General features: G+C 45.3%; 15 protein-coding genes. 7 read left to right on the plus strand and 8 right to left on the minus strand.

All coding sequences use genetic code 11. The annotated features are described in order from the left end of the window. Positions 1-91: 91 nt before the first annotated feature. Complete coding sequence (locus CTT30_RS09405) at positions 92-1,363, plus strand: YeaH/YhbH family protein (protein ID WP_252034901.1); 1,272 nt, start codon at positions 92-94, stop codon at positions 1,361-1,363. 10 nt (positions 1,364-1,373) lie between these two features. Beyond that, positions 1,374-2,912: a SpoVR family protein gene (locus CTT30_RS09410; protein ID WP_252034903.1), complete on the plus strand. Its 1,539-nt coding sequence runs from the start codon at positions 1,374-1,376 to the stop codon at positions 2,910-2,912. A 30-nt stretch (positions 2,913-2,942) separates the two neighbouring features. Here CTT30_RS09410 and kdsB read toward each other — a convergent pair whose 3' ends face one another. Genes kdsB through CTT30_RS09435 form a run of 5 tightly spaced genes read right to left on the minus strand, consistent with a single transcriptional unit; the run spans position 2,943 to position 8,877 of the window. Further along, a complete protein-coding gene (gene kdsB / locus CTT30_RS09415; RefSeq protein WP_252034905.1) occupies positions 2,943-3,695 on the minus strand; it encodes a 3-deoxy-manno-octulosonate cytidylyltransferase in 753 nt (250 codons plus the stop codon). Further along, positions 3,695-3,874, minus strand: a complete 180-nt coding sequence (locus CTT30_RS09420; RefSeq protein WP_239837259.1) for a Trm112 family protein — start codon at positions 3,872-3,874, stop codon at positions 3,695-3,697. The genes kdsB and CTT30_RS09420 overlap by 1 nt, the downstream gene beginning before the upstream one ends. Continuing rightward, positions 3,855-4,862 (minus strand): tetraacyldisaccharide 4'-kinase, encoded by a 1,008-nt coding sequence (gene lpxK, locus CTT30_RS09425; RefSeq protein ID WP_252034907.1) that lies wholly within the window; start codon positions 4,860-4,862, stop codon positions 3,855-3,857. The genes CTT30_RS09420 and lpxK overlap by 20 nt, the downstream gene beginning before the upstream one ends. Before the next feature lie 3 nt (positions 4,863-4,865). Beyond that, positions 4,866-6,614: a lipid A ABC transporter ATP-binding protein/permease MsbA gene (msbA, locus tag CTT30_RS09430; protein ID WP_239837261.1), complete on the minus strand. Its 1,749-nt coding sequence runs from the start codon at positions 6,612-6,614 to the stop codon at positions 4,866-4,868. A 31-nt stretch (positions 6,615-6,645) separates the two neighbouring features. Beyond that, positions 6,646-8,877, minus strand: coding sequence for a DNA internalization-related competence protein ComEC/Rec2 (locus CTT30_RS09435; protein WP_252034909.1), 2,232 nt, complete (start codon positions 8,875-8,877; stop codon positions 6,646-6,648). 8 nt (positions 8,878-8,885) lie between these two features. On the opposite strand from CTT30_RS09435, the gene CTT30_RS09440 reads away from it, so the two are divergent. Further along, complete coding sequence (locus CTT30_RS09440; RefSeq protein WP_239837263.1) at positions 8,886-9,416, plus strand: DUF2062 domain-containing protein; 531 nt, start codon at positions 8,886-8,888, stop codon at positions 9,414-9,416. Between the two features lie 103 nt (positions 9,417-9,519). On the opposite strand, the gene lolE is transcribed toward CTT30_RS09440, so the two are convergent. From lolE to lolC, 3 genes are read right to left on the minus strand one after another with little or no spacing between them, the layout of a single operon-like run. Further along, on the minus strand, positions 9,520-10,764 hold the full coding sequence (gene lolE / locus CTT30_RS09445; RefSeq protein ID WP_239865887.1) for a lipoprotein-releasing ABC transporter permease subunit LolE: 1,245 nt from the start codon (positions 10,762-10,764) through the stop codon (positions 9,520-9,522). Position 10,765: 1 nt separating this feature from the next. Further along, positions 10,766-11,452 carry a lipoprotein-releasing ABC transporter ATP-binding protein LolD gene (gene lolD / locus CTT30_RS09450; protein ID WP_239837265.1) on the minus strand — a complete coding sequence of 229 codons (687 nt, stop codon included), beginning with the start codon at positions 11,450-11,452 and terminating at the stop codon, positions 10,766-10,768. Then, on the minus strand, positions 11,445-12,653 hold the full coding sequence (lolC, locus tag CTT30_RS09455; protein WP_252034911.1) for a lipoprotein-releasing ABC transporter permease subunit LolC: 1,209 nt from the start codon (positions 12,651-12,653) through the stop codon (positions 11,445-11,447). The genes lolD and lolC overlap by 8 nt, the downstream gene beginning before the upstream one ends. Positions 12,654-12,818: 165 nt before the next feature. Between lolC and CTT30_RS09460 the strand changes: the two genes are divergently transcribed. From CTT30_RS09460 to CTT30_RS09475, 4 genes are all read left to right on the plus strand, one after another. After that, positions 12,819-13,388 (plus strand): PilZ domain-containing protein, encoded by a 570-nt coding sequence (locus CTT30_RS09460; protein ID WP_239876244.1) that lies wholly within the window; start codon positions 12,819-12,821, stop codon positions 13,386-13,388. A gap of 7 nt (positions 13,389-13,395) precedes the next feature. After that, positions 13,396-16,857, plus strand: coding sequence for a transcription-repair coupling factor (gene mfd / locus CTT30_RS09465; RefSeq protein WP_252034912.1), 3,462 nt, complete (start codon positions 13,396-13,398; stop codon positions 16,855-16,857). Between the two features lie 54 nt (positions 16,858-16,911). Then, positions 16,912-17,682, plus strand: a complete 771-nt coding sequence (locus tag CTT30_RS09470) for a peptidoglycan binding protein CsiV (protein ID WP_239865878.1) — start codon at positions 16,912-16,914, stop codon at positions 17,680-17,682. Between the two features lie 61 nt (positions 17,683-17,743). Continuing rightward, the gene (locus CTT30_RS09475) at positions 17,744-18,289 is read left to right on the plus strand and encodes a GNAT family N-acetyltransferase (RefSeq protein ID WP_239837270.1); all 546 of its coding nucleotides are present in this window, start codon (positions 17,744-17,746) and stop codon (positions 18,287-18,289) included. The last annotated feature ends 61 nt before the right edge of the window (positions 18,290-18,350 follow it).

The following is an 18,350-nucleotide window of genomic DNA, read 5'->3' on the forward strand; positions in this document are numbered from 1 at the left end:
GTACCTGCCAGATTCAGACTCTGGCAGGTTATTGGACGCGAACAAGATGCATGCCCTGTCACAAAGGCATGTACCAAAAGAGGGGTGACTCATGGCGCAATTTATTGACCGACGACTGAACGGAAAAAATAAGAGCGCGGTAAACCGCCAACGCTTTTTACGTCGTCATAAAGAACAAATCAAAGAATCTGTCGCAGACGCAGTCAATCGCCGTTCAATCACGAATACCGAAACAGGCGAAGATGTCGCGATACCTCATAAAGATATAAAAGAGCCTATTTTTCACCAAGGCAAAGGCGGTGTAAAAGAACGGGTCCACCCGGGTAATGACCAATTTATTACTGGTGATAAAATTGAGCGCCCTAAAGGGGGTGGTCAAGGCGGAGGTTCTGGTGAGGGTGATGCCAGCCCCGACGGTGAAGGGCAAGACGAATTCGTATTCCAAATTTCAAAAGATGAATACCTAGACATTCTGTTTGAAGATCTAGAGCTTCCCAATCTGGAAAAAAATCAGATCCATAAAATCACCGAATGGAAAACACACCGAGCGGGTTACCAAACTGCCGGTGTTCCTGCCAACATTGCTATTGTTAAATCTCTTCAGCAGTCTCTTGCACGTCGAACAGCAATGACAGCAGGTAAAAAGCGGATGTTAAGAGCACTTGAGCAGGAACTTGATCAGGTAAAAATGAGTGAACCTGCTCAGCTACTTGAAGAAAAAAGACTTAAAAAAGAAATTAAAGACCTAAGAAGGAAAATCGACACAGTTCCTTTCATCGATACCTTTGACCTTAGATTCAAAAACTATGAAAGACGCCCTATCCCATCAAGCCAAGCGGTAATGTTCTGCTTAATGGATGTTTCAGGATCCATGGATCAAGCAACCAAAGATATTGCCAAGCGTTTTTACGTTTTATTGTACTTGTTCTTAACCCGGACTTACGAAAACGTGGATGTCGTTTTTATCCGCCATCACACGCAAGCAAAAGAAGTGGACGAACATGAATTCTTTTATTCTCAGGAAACAGGCGGCACCATTGTATCAAGTGCTCTGAAGTTAATGAAAGAAATTGTCGCAGAACGATACCCAGTGGGAGATTGGAACATTTACGCTGCACAAGCTTCTGATGGCGATAACTGGGCAGATGATTCACCACGTTGCCGTGAGCTATTAACAAAGAATCTACTACCTACCTGTCAATATTACTCTTACATCGAAATCACGCGCCGCTCTCATCAGACCCTATGGCATGAGTACGAGAAACTGGAAGGTGCCTTTGATAATTTTGCAATGAAAAACATTCGCAGTGTCGAAGACATATTCCCAGTATTCCGAGAGCTATTCAAAAAAGAAACCGCTTAGGGAGGCCGCTATGACAACGAAAACGAAAAAGGCAACGAAGAAAAAGACACTGCCAGATGGCCCAGATTGGACATTTGACCTTCTTGAACGCTACCACGTAGAAATAAAACGTGTCGCCGATCACTATCGTCTGGATACCTACCCTAACCAGATCGAAGTCATCACGTCAGAGCAGATGATGGACGCTTACTCAAGTATCGGTATGCCCATCAACTACAATCACTGGTCATTTGGCAAAAAATTCATCCAGACGGAGCAAGGCTATAAACATGGTCAAATGGGACTTGCGTATGAAATTGTTATCAATTCAGATCCTTGTATCGCCTACTTAATGGAAGAAAACACAGTGACTATGCAAGCACTAGTTATGGCGCACGCATGTTATGGTCACAACTCCTTCTTTAAAGGTAATTACCTGTTTCAAACGTGGACAGATGCGAGCTCCATTATCGATTACTTACTGTTTGCCAAAAACTACATTGCGGAATGTGAACAAAAATATGGTGTACAAGAGGTAGAAGACTTATTGGATTCATGCCACGCTCTGATGAATTTTGGTGTTGACCGTTATAAACGCCCCGAAAAAATCTCTATTGCAGAAGAAAAAATGCGTCAGGAAGAGCGAGAAGCTTATCTACAATCTCAGGTCAATGACTTATGGCGTACCGTGCCCAAAGGGAAAGTAGAACAAGAAGAATCGAAAATCCGATTCCCATCCGAGCCACAAGAGAATATTCTCTACTTTATTGAAAAACACGCACCACTACTTGAACCTTGGCAACGAGAAATCGTTCGTATAGTGCGAAAAATCAGCCAATACTTCTACCCTCAGAAACAAACTCAAGTGATGAACGAAGGGTGGGCAACCTTCTGGCATTACACCATACTCAATCACATGTATGACGAAGGGCTAGTGACTGAACGTTTCATTTTAGAGTTCCTTCACAGTCATACCAGTGTGGTGGCTCAACCTGCCTATAACAGCCCTTACTTCAGCGGCATTAACCCTTACGCTTTAGGCTTCGCTATGTTCCGTGATATTCGCAGAATCTGTGAAGAACCTACTGACGAAGATAAAGAATGGTTCCCAGAGCTCGCGGGAACGGATTGGCTCGAGGCCGTTCACTTTGCAATGAAAAACTTCAAAGACGAAAGCTTCATCAGTCAATATCTCTCTCCTAAACTAATGCGTGATTTTAAGCTTTTTGCCATTACCGATGATGATAGGAAGAACTACGTCGAAGTCACGGCTATCCACAATGACCTTGGTTATCGGGACATTCGTGAAAAATTGGCAGGCCAATACAACTTAAGCAGCCTTGAGCCGAATATTCAGGTCTTCAATGTCGATGTTAGAGGCGATCGTTCACTCACACTACAGTATGTGCCACATGACCGTATTCCACTTGACGATAGCTATGATGAAGTCTTGAAGCATTTATATCGCCTTTGGGGGTTTGATGTCATTCTTGAAGAGGTCAAAGAGTCAGGTAGAAGAGAGATTCTCGGTACTTGCCCTAAACGCAACGACTACGATGGTAAAATCTAACCATAAAAAAGGCCCCGCTGGGGCCTTTCATTATTTGTTAGCAATGAGTTTTCTCACTACCTCTAAGTCTTCTGGTGTGTCCACTCCTGCTGGAGGCGCTTCTTTCGCCACTTCAACATGAATTTTCTCACCATACCAAAGTACACGAAGTTGCTCTAAGCTTTCGATTTTCTCTAGAGTGGTTGGTTCCCAGTTGATATAGGTATTAATGAAACCAGCACGATAGGCATATATTCCTATGTGACGCATCAGAGGTTGAGCAACCGTTTTTCCACCATTGGCAAAATTATCTCGATCCCAAGGTATAGTTGCACGACTAAAATACATCGCATAACCATCTTTATCCGTTAGAACTTTCACAGCATTCGGGTTAAAAACTTCGTCTTCATGTGAGATTTCTACCGCTAGGGTCGCCATTGGAGCTTGGCTTGCAGCAAGGTTATTAGCCACCTGCGTAATAATGGTAGGCGGGATCAGCGGTTCATCCCCCTGAACATTCACGATCACATGATCATCTGGAATCTTCATGACCTTAACGACTTCAGCTAAACGCTCAGTTCCTGATTCATGTTCTGCAGATGTCATACAAACCTCACCACCAAATGCTTTAACAGCATTCTCAACTCGCACATCATCTGTTGCCACAATGACTTTTTCTGCACCGGCTTGTAAAGACTGCTCATAAACCCACTGAACCATTGGCTTCCCACTAATATCAGCTAATGGTTTACCGGGCAGACGAGTGGACTCGTATCGCGCGGGTATGACAACGGTAAACGACATTATCGCCCCTCTTCCATGCTCATCTCGCGCGCTTCTGGTTCCAACAAAACAGGAATACCTTCTTTGATAGGGTAAGCAAGGCGATCTAACTTGCAGATCAGTTCTTGTTTATCTTTATCAAACGTTAGTTTGCCTTTACACACTGGGCAAGCAACAATCTCAAGCAGACGGTGATCCATACTTTTCCTTAACCTCTTTAATCTTACTCAAAATACGCGTCTCATCTAGAGCACTAAAACTAGCAGTGACCGGAAGATACCACCAGTTTAGCTCTGCATAGCTCGCGCATTTTACTGCATCTTTCTCTGTCATAATCAAATGTTGGCCTTGACTTGCCAAGGCTCTCAACTCTGACGGTTCAAAATCTTTGTGGTCGGCAAAACCTTGGGTTACAACAGGAGACGCGCCAAGAGCCTCCAACGTGTTAAAAAACCTAGGAGGATGCCCAATGCCAGCTATCGCAACGAGCAGGTCTAAATGGCTTACAGGCACTGTTTCTCCTGTTTTCAGGTTAACAGCAAGCTTAGGTGTCAATGTCATGGCAGCTTCATTCTCTCTTGCCTGACCACCATTGGTGATAATGAAGTCAACCGAGGCTAACCGCTCTGTTGGTTCACGTAGAGGGCCAAGAGGTATGAGCTGTTCACAGCCAAATCGACGATGGCCATCTACCACCACAATCTCAACATCTCTTTGTAGTGCGTAGTGCTGTAAACCATCATCAGTAATGACAATATCTACGTCAAGAGGAAGCAAAGTTTTCACGGCATCACTGCGCACAGGAGATACTGCAACAGGCACTCCGGTGCGCTTGAAAATAAGTTTAGGCTCATCACCACAATGCTTGGTCGATGTTTGCTCTTCCACTAGCAGAGGATAGCACGGCGCTTTAGCGCCATAACCGCGAGAAACGACCCCTGGTGAATATCCCATTGCTTGGAGTTTCTCCACCAGCCAAATCACAACAGGTGTTTTACCATTACCACCAGCGGTAATATTACCCACGACTACAACAGGTATAGGCGCTTTATAGCTGTCTTTTTTACCCGATTGAAATGCTTGACGCCGAGCTCGGCTTATCATCCAAAAAACTCGGCTAAGTGGCCACAACAAGGGCCACAGAACATAGCGAATAGGATGGTTTTCAAACCAGATTTTTTCAATCACCGTTTAAGCACCAAACTGAATTCGATGCAGTTGCGCATACGCGCCGTCTTTCTCTATCAAGGTGGCATGATCACCACGCTCAACGATCTCACCTTCGTCAACGACCAGAATCTCATCGGCCTTTTCAATCGTAGATAATCTATGCGCAATCACAAGCACCGTTTTGTTCTTCTGAAGCTCATCTAATGCTGACTGAATAGCCTTTTCTGACTCGGTATCAAGTGCAGAGGTCGCTTCATCGAGAATCAAAACTGGTGCATCACGCAATAAAGCGCGGGCAATGGCGATACGCTGACGCTGACCGCCGGAAAGGCTTGTCCCGTTTTCACCAATAATGGTATCCAGCCCATCATCCATATTATCGATAAAGTCCATCGCATAAGCTAAGCGAGCAGCTTCTTCAATCTGCTCACGGCTGTAATCCTCAGTGGCAGCATAAGCGATGTTATTGGCAATGGTGTCGTTAAATAAATGCACATTTTGCGAAACCAGCGCAAAATGACTACGGAGGTTGGTCAGCTTGTAATCCCGAATATCATGACCATCTAATTCGATGCTGCCTGAATCAACGTCATAAAAACGGGTAAAGAGGTTAGCAATGGTACTCTTACCCGAACCAGAACGACCAACAAGGGCGACTGTTTTGCCTTTTGGTATACTAAAGCTCACATTTCTCAGTGCTGGAGCTTCTTTCCCTTCATAAGTAAACGTCACATTTTTTACAGTCACTTCGCCACGAGCTTTGTCAGTCTCATACTGACCGTTGTCTTGCTCTGTTTCCAAGTCCATTAAGGCAAACAAGGTTTGGCTCGCCGCCATACCTCGCTGAAACTCTGAAGTCACATTGGTGAGAGCTTTCAGTGGACGTAATAGTCCAAACATAGCGGAAAAGACGACCGTGAAGGTACCGGGTGTCAGCTGTTCTTTAATCGAATCCACACTCGCTAAGAAAAGCACCACAACCAAGGCGATAGAAGCAATGATCTGAATCACAGGGTTGGCAATGGCTTGTGCAGCAACCAGCTTCATCGACTGCTGGCGCATTTGGTTGCTCACAGTATCAAAGCGCTCTCGTTCAACCCCCTGGCCTCCATAACTTAGTACGACCTTATGCCCTTTTAACATCTGTTCCGCAGATGCAGTCACATGCCCCATAGTGTCTTGCATACTCTTAGATATCTTACGGAACCGCTTTGAAACAATACCAATGGCCCAAGCGACAAGTGGTGCGACAATGAAAAGTACCAGTGACAGTTGCCAGCTATTCCAAAACATCAGTACCAGTAAACCGATAATACTTGCACCTTCACGAACAATACTGACTAGGGCTCGACTGGTGGCACCTGCTACCTGCTCTGAGTCATAAGTAATGCGAGACAGCAACCCACCTGTGGATTCTTTATCAAAATAAGACACTGGCATATGCATAAACTGACTAAAGATCCGCCGACGCATTAACATAACGACGTTGCCTGATACCCAACTCAAACAGTAGGCAGAAACAAATCCACTCAGTCCTCGAAGAACCATCATGCCAAAAACAATGAAAGGCAGCGTGCGAAGAAAATTAGATTCGGTATCCCCAAAACCTTCATCCAGTAGAGGTTTTAGTAGCGATACCATGTAAGTATCCGCAACCGCATTGATAATGAGAGCAACGACCGCGACAGCGAGACCCGCTTTGTACAGGCGAATATAGGTCCAGAGACGCTTAAAAGTCTGCAGGGTCGTTTCATCTTGATTAAGAGACATAGAACTGCTTATTTTTCTTACAATATTCGCGCTATTCTACCCCCTTACGTAGCGTCTGCCTATACCAAGCCCGACCTTTCCTTGCTCTGATTGCCTCCACTTTCCACTCTAGTGGATAAAAGCTGATGCTAATTTGTCCAGCACTGCCAGTGTCGAGCCATTGAACCCCTAAGTTTTGGTATCTTTTTACAACACTTGGATGAGGCAATAACCACTTCCCTGCTTTTGCCGTTGAGCCTATGGCTAATTCTGGACTAACTGATTCTATAAAACGGGGAGTTGATGAAGTTCGGCTGCCATGATGAGGAGCAATGAGAATGTCACTGTCAAGTAACTCAGCCTCTCTTACCAGCAGCCACTCAACAATGGCATCCACATCGCCAGATAACAAAACGGATTGCTGGAGCTCAGGATGAAAAAGTCGTACAACGCAAGAATGCGGGTTGTATGCTCGCTTGACCGCATTGGATGGCCACAAAAACTCCAACTCTAGGTTTCCCCACTGTAAATGACTCTCTCTAAGGCAGGCTTGAGCACCCGTTATTTGCTGACTTGCAATCAGTTTTTTTGGTTGCCAATATTGAATGAGATGTTCCATTCCTCCTGAATGGTCCTTATCCGAATGAGATATAATCAACATATCAATCTCATCGACTCCATGGTAGTGGAGAAAAGGAGTGATCACTTGCTCTGCGATACTACTTCCGCTCCAAGCCATACCTGTGTCATAAACAATGGCGTGAGAACCTTGCTTCACTACAATGGCTAAGCCGTGACCAACATCTAAAACAAAGACTTGCCATACTGGGGGAGTCCTCCAGTTGATAGTATGGATAAACAAGCAAATCACTATAGCTGCCATGCCTAGACGGCTTAGCCAGTGAGTCAGCACCAAGAAGAAAAATCCCAGAAATAATAAAGTTATTTGGTGTTGGCTAAGAGTCACCCAACCATTCTCAGCAAGGGGAATTACAAACAATACTGGCTTTAAAACTACATCGACCCATCCCCACATAAAAGATGCGTTCAACAGGCACTCCATCATCAACGCCAACAATGTCATTGGGACCACAATGAAACTGAACCAAGGAACAAAGACTAAATTGTATAAAAAGCTACTTAAACTAAGACCATAAAAAGAAGCCGCAACAAGCGGAGTCATTCCGACCACTAATACCAGTTGTAGTCGTAGTGCATTTATCCAACTTGCGCGTGGATGTAATGAAACAAAAATAAGAATAATCGCGACGGCCCACATGGATAACCAGAGGCTAGAAGACGTCGATGAAAATGGGTCAAGCATCAGCAACCAAGATAGAATCATCAGCCACTTGTAGCTAGCAGGAAGACGCTTAAAGGAGACTTGCAAGAGTACCATTAAGCAACATGCCCAAAGTGCTCTTTGAGTGGGAATGGAAAACCCGGCTAACCATGCGTATGTACTTGCTAATGCAATCGCAATGACAAAGGGAGCATGTACTGCTTTAGGCAAAGCTCTTAAAACCCACTTTCCTAACAACCAACCGACATAAAAAACAATGCCAATATGTAACCCCGAAATAGCGATGAGATGACTGAGCCCACTGGCTTTTAAGTGTTCTTTTAACTCAGCGGTCAGAGCATCACGAACGCCAAACGTCAGGGCCAAAATTATCCCACGGCTTGGCAGGAGATCTATAGAGTCCGCAACTTGCTGATACAAGCTATAGCGAATAGTACTTAACTGTCGAACCCAATAATTCGCTTTCACTTTGACGGTAGCTTTACCCACAATACGCTTTTGTAACGCATACGTTTCGCGATCGAAACCAACCTCATTGAGTAAACCGGCAATAGGCTTAAGCTTAACTCTCGCGGTGATCTCATCACCTGGGGTAAGCATGTCAGGTGAGGCAAGCCATATTCTAGGCCTCAATAAAATGTGTAAGTCTTTACCGTTAATTGATCTCACCACAGCTTCCCCTTGAAAACCGTGACTTATTTGCTTAAAAAAGCTGTCAACCTTCGCATTTATGGTAATATCCTGACCAGCTTGGAAAAGGATTGCTTGCTGGTGACGTAAAAGGTTACTGTGTACCACGAGTATCAAGCATGCGAATACAAAACCAGCACACCACCTCAGCGATTTTGAGCTTATGCTGAGCATCAGGGTCAAGAGACAGGGAAACAACCACTCCCATGATGGCATGTACCACCAAAATTGAGCGGTTGATATAAGGAAAGAGAACGAAATAAGCGTCCAGTAATTAAAGTAGAGAGTCATATTTCCCTATGCCAAGAAAATTCATCAAACGCTTTATGCCTGACCACGAAGTAATAAAGCGTCAGAAAGCACTCAAAATTTTTGGCAACGTGCTGTACAACCCAAACCTATGGTGTCTAAACCGGCGCTCTGCGTCTGGGGCATTTGCTGTTGGCCTATTTATGGCTTTCGTTCCTCTCCCTAGCCAGATGATCATGTCCGCTGGCTTGGCCATTCTTTGTGGCGTTAATCTTCCTTTATCCGTGGCTTTAGTTTGGGTAAGTAACCCCATTACCATGCCAGTGCTGTTTTATTTTGCGTACAAAGTGGGCGCTTGGGTGATGCACACTCCTCCACAGGCTTTTCACTTTGAGTTATCGTGGGAGTTTATCTTGCATCAGATGAGCACTATCGGCCCCCCTTTCCTACTTGGCTGCATTATTTGCGGTATCGCCTCTGCAATTGCTGGCTACTTTGGTATTACAGCTCTGTGGCGATACTCTGTTGTGCGTAGCTGGCAACAACGAAAGATTAGATTAGGCGGGTTGCTTAAGAAGTAGAAGTTGATATGACCAGAATTCGACCAAACTTAGTAGAACATGAAACGGTTATGTCGACTAAAAATGAAAAAGGACCACTTAGGTCCTTTTTTCGTTAGCACTTCTATTTTGCGCTTAATACAGCAGCGGGGTTGAGTTTGCTGGCACGCGATGCTGGGTACCAAGTCGCGAGTAGACTTAAAACGATTGCCGTTCCTGAAACCAACCCCACATCTGATAAGTTGATTTGAGAAGGAAGAAAATCAACAAAATAGATATCACCAGATAAGAACTGGTGTCCAACTAACCCCTCGAGACCTTTGATCAGTTCAGTTAAATTCGCTGCCACTAAAACGCCACAGACACTTCCGACTAGACTACCGAGCACTCCAGAGAAGACTCCTTGCCAGACAAAAATACGCTTGATGAGACCATCACTTCCTCCCATGGTTCGTAATATTGCAATCTCTGAAGCGCGATCTTTCACCGCCATCATTAGTGTAGAGACAATATTAAAACTTGCGACGCCAATGACGAGTACCATAACTACATACATAATTGTTCGTACAAGCTGGATGTCACGATACAGAAAACCGTACGTCTGTTGCCAGCTACGCAAATAAACATAGACGTTCAGTGTATTCCCTGCCTCTCGGACAATTTGCGTTGCATTCAAGACATCAGAGACTCTTAAAGAGACCCCCGTAACGGCCTCACCCAACTTAGCGTACTGCTGAGCATCTTTCAGAGGAACCAATGCTAAATTATGATCAATCTGCCCATTAAGTTTAAGTAATCCCACCACTCTGACACGAACGCGTTTAGGAGCCTGAACCTTGGTAGTCGAACCCGATGTCGGGATCATAAGCGTAATATAATCGCCTTGAGAAACACCTAATAGCTTTGCTACCCCTTGACCCAGAATGACTTGCTTATCTCCAGCTCTAAACTGCTTCCACACTTGAGCATCGATGTATTGGCTCATATTAGAAACCGCTGACTCTTGTTCGGGATCGATACCTCTGACTTCAAGCGCTTTAAGCTGTTGACCTTTTTCCGCCAAAGCTGTGATCTTTACGTAGGGCGCTGCTGCTTCTACTTTAGGGTGTTTCTCCGCTTGCTCAACCACAGACAGCCATCCCTCTATCGGCCCGCGAACTCCTTCAAACTCACCATGAGCGATCACCGATAACACGCGATTTTTTAACTCGCGCTCAAACCCATTCATTGCCGACAAACCAATGATGATCACTGCCACACCAACCGCAATACCAATCGTGGAAGACAAGGAAATAAACGACACCATTTTGTTGCGCTGTTTTGCTCGGCTAAAGCGACCACCAATAAACAGGGAAAGAGATGAGAACAAATTACGCCTCCTGCACATTGAGTAGCAAACCATCTTGCATGTGTAATTGACGGTCCATCTTGCTAGCCAACTCCCCATCATGAGTCACGACCAAGAAAGCGGTACCGGATTGCTCATTCAATTCGCGCATCAGATCATAAATAGCGAGCGCTGTTTTGTGATCTAAGTTACCCGTGGGTTCATCTGCTAAAACAAGGGCCGGATTATTGACTAGTGCTCGAGCAATAGCGACACGCTGCCGTTCACCACCAGAAAGCTCTGAAGGACGATGATCAATACGATGACTCAAACCGACTTTGTCCAGCAGCGCTTTTGCCGCCTCTTTCGCCTTGGCTGTTTTAGTTCCACCAATAAGCAGTGGCATAGCAACATTTTCCAGCGCACTAAAGTCCGCCAACAGGTGATGAAACTGATAAACAAAGCCAAGATGCTGGTTGCGAAGCTTAGCTTGTTTATTCGAACTCAACTGAGACAAGTTCTGCCCTAAAAAAGTGACTTCTCCCTGAGTGGTATCATCCAACGCTCCTAAAATATGCAACAAAGTACTTTTTCCTGAGCCTGAAGAGCCAATAATGGAGACTAACTCACCTTTCTTCAGTTCGAAACTGACCCCTTTAAGTACTTGAGTATCCAGAGAACCCTCGCGATAGGTTTTACAAATATTATGACATTGAAGCAGGTTACTCATATCTCAAAGCCTCAGCTGGTTTAACGGAAGATGCACGAAAAGACGGAAAAAGTGTTGCCAGTAGACTGAGTGCAATAGCAAGAACAACCACGATAGCTATTTGAATAGGGTTGATAACGATCGGCAACTGGCCGCCTACTGCGAACAAAGCAACCCCTGCACCATCAAGTAACGTATTAAGGTTGTTGGCGAGTAGAACACCCAAAGTCCCGCCCATGAGCGAGCCAATGACACCACTGCTCGCACCCTGGACCATAAAAATCGCCAGAATTTGTCTATCTGTCATTCCTTGAGTTTTCAAAATCGCCACTTCTGACTGCTTTTCCATTACAACCATAATCAGAGCCGAAATAATGTTGAAGGCAGCGACGCCAATGATTAAACCTAACATTAAGCCCATCATATTCTTTTCCATTCGGACCGCCTGAAACAGTTCACCTCGTTGATCTCTCCAATCCTGCCATTGCCAACTGTCAGGAAGAGGCATCTTACTGAGCTCGCCAACCACAAAAGGATCATCAAAAAACAATCGCCAGCCCGTAATCGTGTCTTTTTTGAAACGTAACAATCGTGCCGCATCATCAATATGAGTCAACATTAACTGACCATCGACATCTGACCCCGTGTTATAAATACCCGCAACGGTAAATATGCGTTGACTTGGAATTCGACCAAGTGGCGTAAACTGGCTGGCACTTGTGACCATTAAACGAACCTTGTCACCAAGCGAAACATCTATTGCTCTCGCTAAAGTATGCCCAATGAACACCTGATATTTGCCTGCTTGCAAAGATGACAACCGACCAGCAACCAAATGCGACTCAATAGGGTCACGATCACTAGGTTTAATGCCAATTAGTAGGCCTGCGGAAAGATTGTCAGAGCTTTGAACCACAGCTTCGCTTTGTACAATGGGCTCAGGATGCGCAGCTGTCGATAACTGCTTGGCGAAATCAGGAGCTTGTTCAGTATAAGGCGTTTTGCCATCCACTTCAGACACAATCGCCTGAGGCAAGACACCTAAAATGCGCCCTTTAAGCTGCGCTTCAAAGCCGTTCATCACTGAAAGCACCGTCACGAGAGCCATCACACCAATCGTGATACCTGCGGTAGACATGTAGGAAACAAAACGGCTGAACCTATCACCTGAGCGGCCGCGTAAGTAGCGTAAGCCAATAAAGGTGGAAACCGGATGGAACATATATAAAACCAATAACGTTTGATAAGCGATACTGTAACGATTTATAGCTAGAGGTTGTAGCCCCTAAATGCCAATTAGACGTCAAAATGTGTGATAAACAATGACATACCTTGATTAGTTGCTTCTTATAGCGATAATCAAAGGATAACCTAAAGGAATTTTCACATGTCTGATCAAGAATACTTCACTGTTCACCACAAAATGACCGTTAATGTGGAGCCATTGGCTCAAGACGGAGCATTTCCGAGTTATGATCAGTTTGAAAGTGAAATTCCTGCACCGTTTTTAGTCGCCAGTGAGTTCAGCCACCTTGACCTTCTAAACGACAACGCTCGTGCCGAACTAAAGAATAATGATTTCAGGCATGTGATTGAGTTATTGGATACTCAAAATGCAAAGCTAAATTTACTGTTAACCTTTATGCTTTCTCAGCAAGATGATGAGCAATACAGGCATCAGACCTTGTCTTTTGGCGCCAGTAAATTCAGCTACACCACAAATCACAGGCTTGAATTAAATACCAAAGCTCGCGTCAAAATGTTCATGGAACACCCATCCGCAGCCATCTATTGCTACGGCCACGTTGAAAACTGTCAAGCACAAGACGACCAGTATATTATTACGGTAAAATACGACCTATTGCGTGATCAGGATGAAGACCTTCTGATCAAAGCCGCTCTCTATCAGCAACAAAAATTACTTCGTCAACGTTCACTAAACCGCGACAAACAATAATTCTATTATGCCTATTACATCGCTTTTCAATCTGGCTAGCCCGACAGGCGCCGGAGATAAAAAACAGGTCGGTAACCTGCAGGGCGCCAGCCTGGCGCTTGCGATTGCTGAACTTGCTAATCTACACTCCAGCCATACATTATTGGCTGTTGCCGATCCGCAAACAGCATTGAAACTGTTGCAAGAAGTTGAGCAGTTTACTGACCAAGAGATCGCACTGTTCCCTGATTGGGAAACCTTGCCATACGATAACTTTTCACCACATCAGGAAATCATTTCCGATCGTATTGCGCGTCTATACCAATTACCGACTCAAACCAGTGGTATTACCATCGTTCCGGTGAGTACCTTGTTGCAAAGGCAGTCTCCTCGGGACTTTTTGTTGCAACACACACTGATGGTCAAAGTTGGTGACCTTTACTCTCTTGAAAAGCTGCGTATTCAGTTAGAAAAATCTGGCTACCGACATGTCGAACAGGTCTTTGGGCCTGGAGAATATGCCAGTCGTGGTTCTATTCTCGACCTCTTCCCTATGGGAGCTAATGACCCATTTAGAATCGACTTTTTCGATGATGAGATCGATACTATCCGCACTTTCGATCCAGAAAATCAGCGCTCTATTGAAGACGTTCAGGAAATTCGTCTATTGCCAGCCCATGAATTTCCAACCACTGAAAGCGCAATTGAGGACTTCCGTATTCGCTGGCGCCAAAGGTTTGAAGCTAGGCGCGAACCCGAATCCGTCTATATACAAGTCTCGAAAGGGACTTGGCCTGCAGGCATAGAATACTGGCAGCCGCTCTTTTTTGAACAAACTGAAACACTGTTTGATTACATCGCAGATGATAGCCAACTGATTACGGTCGGCAACTTAGAAGATGCTGTGGATCATTTTCTTGCGGATGTAGACTATCGCTACGATCAACGCAAAATCGATCCTCTGCGACCTTTATTGCCACCTGAAGAGCTGTGGCTGAAAAAAGACGAGCTATTTAGCCAGTTCAAATCTCTGCCACAAGTGCAGCTTTCAAGTGATGCCGTTGTAGAAAAGCAAGGTCGAACTAACCCAGCGATTCAGGCTCTACCAGACTTAGCGGTTCAACACCAAAACAAAGAACCCATGTCGGCACTTCGTCAGTTCAGCGAAAGTTTCACTGGTAAGATCATTTTTTCTGTCGAGTCAGAAGGCCGTCGAGAGGCCCTTCTTGAACTTTTACAACGAATAAAACTTCGTCCCGTTGAGCATCATAGCTTTTCAGCTGCCATGGAGAGCAAAGATAAGTTCGCCTTAGTGCTCGGCGCTTCGGAACATGGTTTTTTATTTGGCGAGCATCAGCTTGCCTTGATATGCGAAAGCGACTTACTTGGCGACCGAGTCATTCAACGTCGTCGTAAAGACCGAAAGGCAACCAATAGTGATGCGGTTATTCGTAACCTCGCCGAGCTCAAACCAGGTCAGCCCGTAGTTCATATTGACCACGGCATTGGACGTTATATAGGCCTGCAAACACTTGAAGCCGGCGGTATGACAACCGAATACGTTACGCTTGAATACCAAAATGACGCCAAGCTTTACGTGCCTGTATCTGCACTGAACTTAATCAGCCGCTACTCGGGGGGCGCGGAAGAATCCGCTCCTCTACACAAGTTAGGCGGTGAGGCATGGGCAAAAGCGCGACGTAAAGCAGCGGAAAAAGTACGCGATGTCGCGGCTGAGCTTTTGGATGTATACGCTAAGCGCGAGCTCAAGCCAGGATACAAGTTTGCCCTAGACAGAGATCAATACGCCACGTTCAAAGCAGGCTTCCCATTTGAAGAAACCGACGATCAATCCATGGCGATCAACGCTGTGATGTCTGACATGTGTCAAGCTAAAGCCATGGATCGATTGGTGTGTGGTGATGTCGGCTTCGGTAAAACAGAAGTTGCCATGCGTGCTGCTTTCGTTGCAACAGATAACGGCAAACAAGTAGCGGTATTAGTCCCAACGACGTTACTCGCCCAGCAACACTTCGAAAACTTCAGAGATCGTTTTGCCAACTTACCCATCCGCGTTGAAGTCCTGTCACGTTTTAAAACTGCCAAAGAACAGAAGCAAGTTTTACAAGATATTGAAGACGGCAAAGTCGACTTAGTGGTCGGCACTCACAAACTGCTGTCTAATGACATCAAATTCAAAGACCTCGGCCTGTTAATTGTCGACGAAGAACACCGGTTTGGCGTACGCCAGAAAGAACAAATGAAGGCTATGCGCGCGGATGTAGATATTCTGACTCTCACTGCAACACCAATTCCACGGACTTTGAACATGGCAATGAGCGGCATGCGTGATCTATCCATCATAGCCACGCCTCCAGCTCGACGCTTAGCAATAAAAACCTTTGTTCGCCAAAATGACGATGCCGTAGTCAGAGAAGCCGTGCTACGTGAAATCATGCGCGGTGGTCAGGTGTATTTCCTACATAATCAGGTAGAAACCATCGAAAAAGTGGCCGCTGACTTGGAGAAACTGGTCCCAGAAGCCCGAGTCACCGTCGCCCACGGCCAAATGCGAGAGCGCGAACTTGAGCGAATTATGAATGACTTCTACCACCAGCGATTTAATCTACTGGTGTGTACAACTATCATTGAAACAGGCATCGATGTCCCAACAGCTAACACTATTATTATGGACAGAGCTGACAACCTGGGCCTTGCGCAACTGCACCAGCTTCGCGGTCGTGTGGGGCGCTCGCACCATCAAGCTTACGCTTACCTACTTACGCCTCACCCTAAAGCAATGACGAAAGACGCTATCAAACGCCTTGATGCCATCGCTTCACTCGAGGATCTTGGTGCGGGCTTTACCCTTGCCACTCACGACCTTGAAATTCGTGGTGCCGGAGAACTCCTTGGTGATGAGCAAAGCGGACAGATACAGTCGGTCGGTTTTACTTTGTACATGGAAATGCTTGAGCAAGCAGTCGAAGCATTAAAAGAAGGCAAAGAACCGTCTCTGGATGAGTTACTCAGAGAGCAAACGGAAGTTGAAATGCGTTTACCTGCCCTGCTTCCAGATGACTACATACCGGATATCAACACCCGCCTTTCGATGTATAAGCAAATAGCCAGCGTGTCCGATAAAGCTGAACTCGATGATCTCAAAATCGAGTTAATAGACCGCTTTGGGCTATTACCGGATGCCACTAAAAATTTACTTTCAGTATCAGAAATGAAACTTGAAGCGGCCTCTATTAAAGTCAAGAAAATAGAAGCGCATGACAAAGGCGGATTCATCGAGTTCTATCCTGACGCTGACATAAATCCAGCGTATTTAGTTAAACTATTGCAATCTCAGCCACAAAAATTCGCAATGGAAGGCCCAACTAAGTTCAAGTTTACGGTACCATTGGTCGACAGACGTAAGAGAATTCAATTTGTCGGTGACATGTTGTCTGAGTTCAAGCTGAACCTACTGCCACAAGCCTGATTCAATCAGGTTGACTAATTTTCCAAGGTGTATTCACCTGATTATGGAGTTGTAATGAAAAAGCTGATCCCGCTACTACTTCTTGTTGTTGCTATGCCGTCATGGGCACAGCGCCAATTTGATATAGAAGTGATCATTTTTAAGCGTGCGGTTAACCCTGAGCAAACCGCTGAATCTTGGCCGAACTCGCTCCCTGAGATTTCCATGAACAAGGTGGGTAACTTAAATGATGCCAACTATCGCACGCGAAAAGGAGTAGAGCTTCTACCAGCTTCGTCTTATAAGCTGAACTCTCAGGTTCAGAAGTTGAAAAATCATGCGGGTTTCAAAGTCTTACTACATACCGCTTGGCGTCAAGGAGATGGTAACCGTCACGTTGCCCCTACATTTCACATTCAAGCTGGACGCGATTTTTCCGGCCAGTTTAACGCTGACGGTTCACAAAGATACTCTGCAGGTACGGAAGTTATTGATGGCGTAACAGAAGAAACTATCGCTAAACCACTCTATGAGTTAGATGGTAAGCTTCAGGTTTACGTCGAGCACTACCTTTATGCAGACTTAAAACTAGATTTGAAGTCTCCGAGCGTTCGTGAAGTCTCTTTCGAGTCCAAGCCTGTAGATTTAACAACGACCGAAAACACACTCACAGATGAGCCAGTTCAGGCTGGCTTAATGGAAGACGTTACTCCAACTCTTCATACCGAGGAATTCTTAAAGAGTTACCGGATGGATCAAAAACGACGCATGCGAAGTACTGAAACCCATTTCCTAGATCACCCACTACTCGGTATGATCATTCAAGTACGTCGAGTCGCTCAGTAAGCAGAATAAAACCAAATAACAAGCAGCCCTAGATAGGGCTGTTTTACTATCAAGGACTGATATGAGCCCAGACTACCACATCATTACCCCTCGGCTTGTCTTAAAGCTCATTCCACAAGAAGATGCTACCAAGTTGGCTGATTGCGTCACAAGCTCTCCGAGCCTACACCGCTGGATAGACTGGTGCCATGCCCAATTTTCAACCAAAGAAGCAGAGAGATTCATTCTAGCTACGCGCCTCAATTGGGTGAAATCAGAAGCCTATGGATTTGGCGTATACCGCCGATGTGATAATGCGCTGATTGGCATGGTCGCCATTAACGAACTCTACCATACCTTCAACATGGCAAGCCTCGGCTACTGGCTAAGCGATGCTTATCAGAAACAAGGCTATGCCAAAGAAGCCTTCGATTCATTAGTTGAATTTTGCTTTTCTCAACTAAAAGTGACTCGCATCGAGGTGGTGTGCGATCCGGAGAATAAGCCGAGTCAAAAGTTAGCGGAATCGTGTGGTGCTCAATACGAAGTCAGCGCTCCAAACCGCTATCTCTTTAACGGTCAACCTCGACAAGGTTTTGTCTATTCAATCCTCCCAGACAATCGCTGATAGCTTCCTCTTGAACCCGAGACGCTTAGCGGTGGGATATTGTGATAGTGGATACGAAAAG

Source organism: Vibrio coralliilyticus, assembly GCF_024449095.1.
Classification (GTDB): Bacteria; Pseudomonadota; Gammaproteobacteria; order Enterobacterales; family Vibrionaceae; genus Vibrio; species Vibrio coralliilyticus_A.

Coding starts and splice junctions, on each gene's coding strand:
- CTT30_RS09475 (WP_239837270.1), top strand. CDS start 17,744: ATGAGCCCAGACTACCACATCATTACCCCTCGGCTTGTCTTAAAGCTC.
- CTT30_RS09420 (WP_239837259.1), bottom strand. CDS start 3,874: ATGGATCACCGTCTGCTTGAGATTGTTGCTTGCCCAGTGTGTAAAGGC.
- lolD (WP_239837265.1), bottom strand. CDS start 11,452: ATGAGTAACCTGCTTCAATGTCATAATATTTGTAAAACCTATCGCGAG.
- CTT30_RS09460 (WP_239876244.1), top strand. CDS start 12,819: ATGTCTGATCAAGAATACTTCACTGTTCACCACAAAATGACCGTTAAT.
- CTT30_RS09410 (WP_252034903.1), top strand. CDS start 1,374: ATGACAACGAAAACGAAAAAGGCAACGAAGAAAAAGACACTGCCAGAT.
- msbA (WP_239837261.1), bottom strand. CDS start 6,614: ATGTCTCTTAATCAAGATGAAACGACCCTGCAGACTTTTAAGCGTCTC.
- mfd (WP_252034912.1), top strand. CDS start 13,396: ATGCCTATTACATCGCTTTTCAATCTGGCTAGCCCGACAGGCGCCGGA.
- CTT30_RS09440 (WP_239837263.1), top strand. CDS start 8,886: ATGCCAAGAAAATTCATCAAACGCTTTATGCCTGACCACGAAGTAATA.
- kdsB (WP_252034905.1), bottom strand. CDS start 3,695: ATGTCGTTTACCGTTGTCATACCCGCGCGATACGAGTCCACTCGTCTG.
- CTT30_RS09435 (WP_252034909.1), bottom strand. CDS start 8,877: ATGACTCTCTACTTTAATTACTGGACGCTTATTTCGTTCTCTTTCCTT.
- CTT30_RS09470 (WP_239865878.1), top strand. CDS start 16,912: ATGAAAAAGCTGATCCCGCTACTACTTCTTGTTGTTGCTATGCCGTCA.
- lolC (WP_252034911.1), bottom strand. CDS start 12,653: ATGTTCCATCCGGTTTCCACCTTTATTGGCTTACGCTACTTACGCGGC.
- CTT30_RS09405 (WP_252034901.1), top strand. CDS start 92: ATGGCGCAATTTATTGACCGACGACTGAACGGAAAAAATAAGAGCGCG.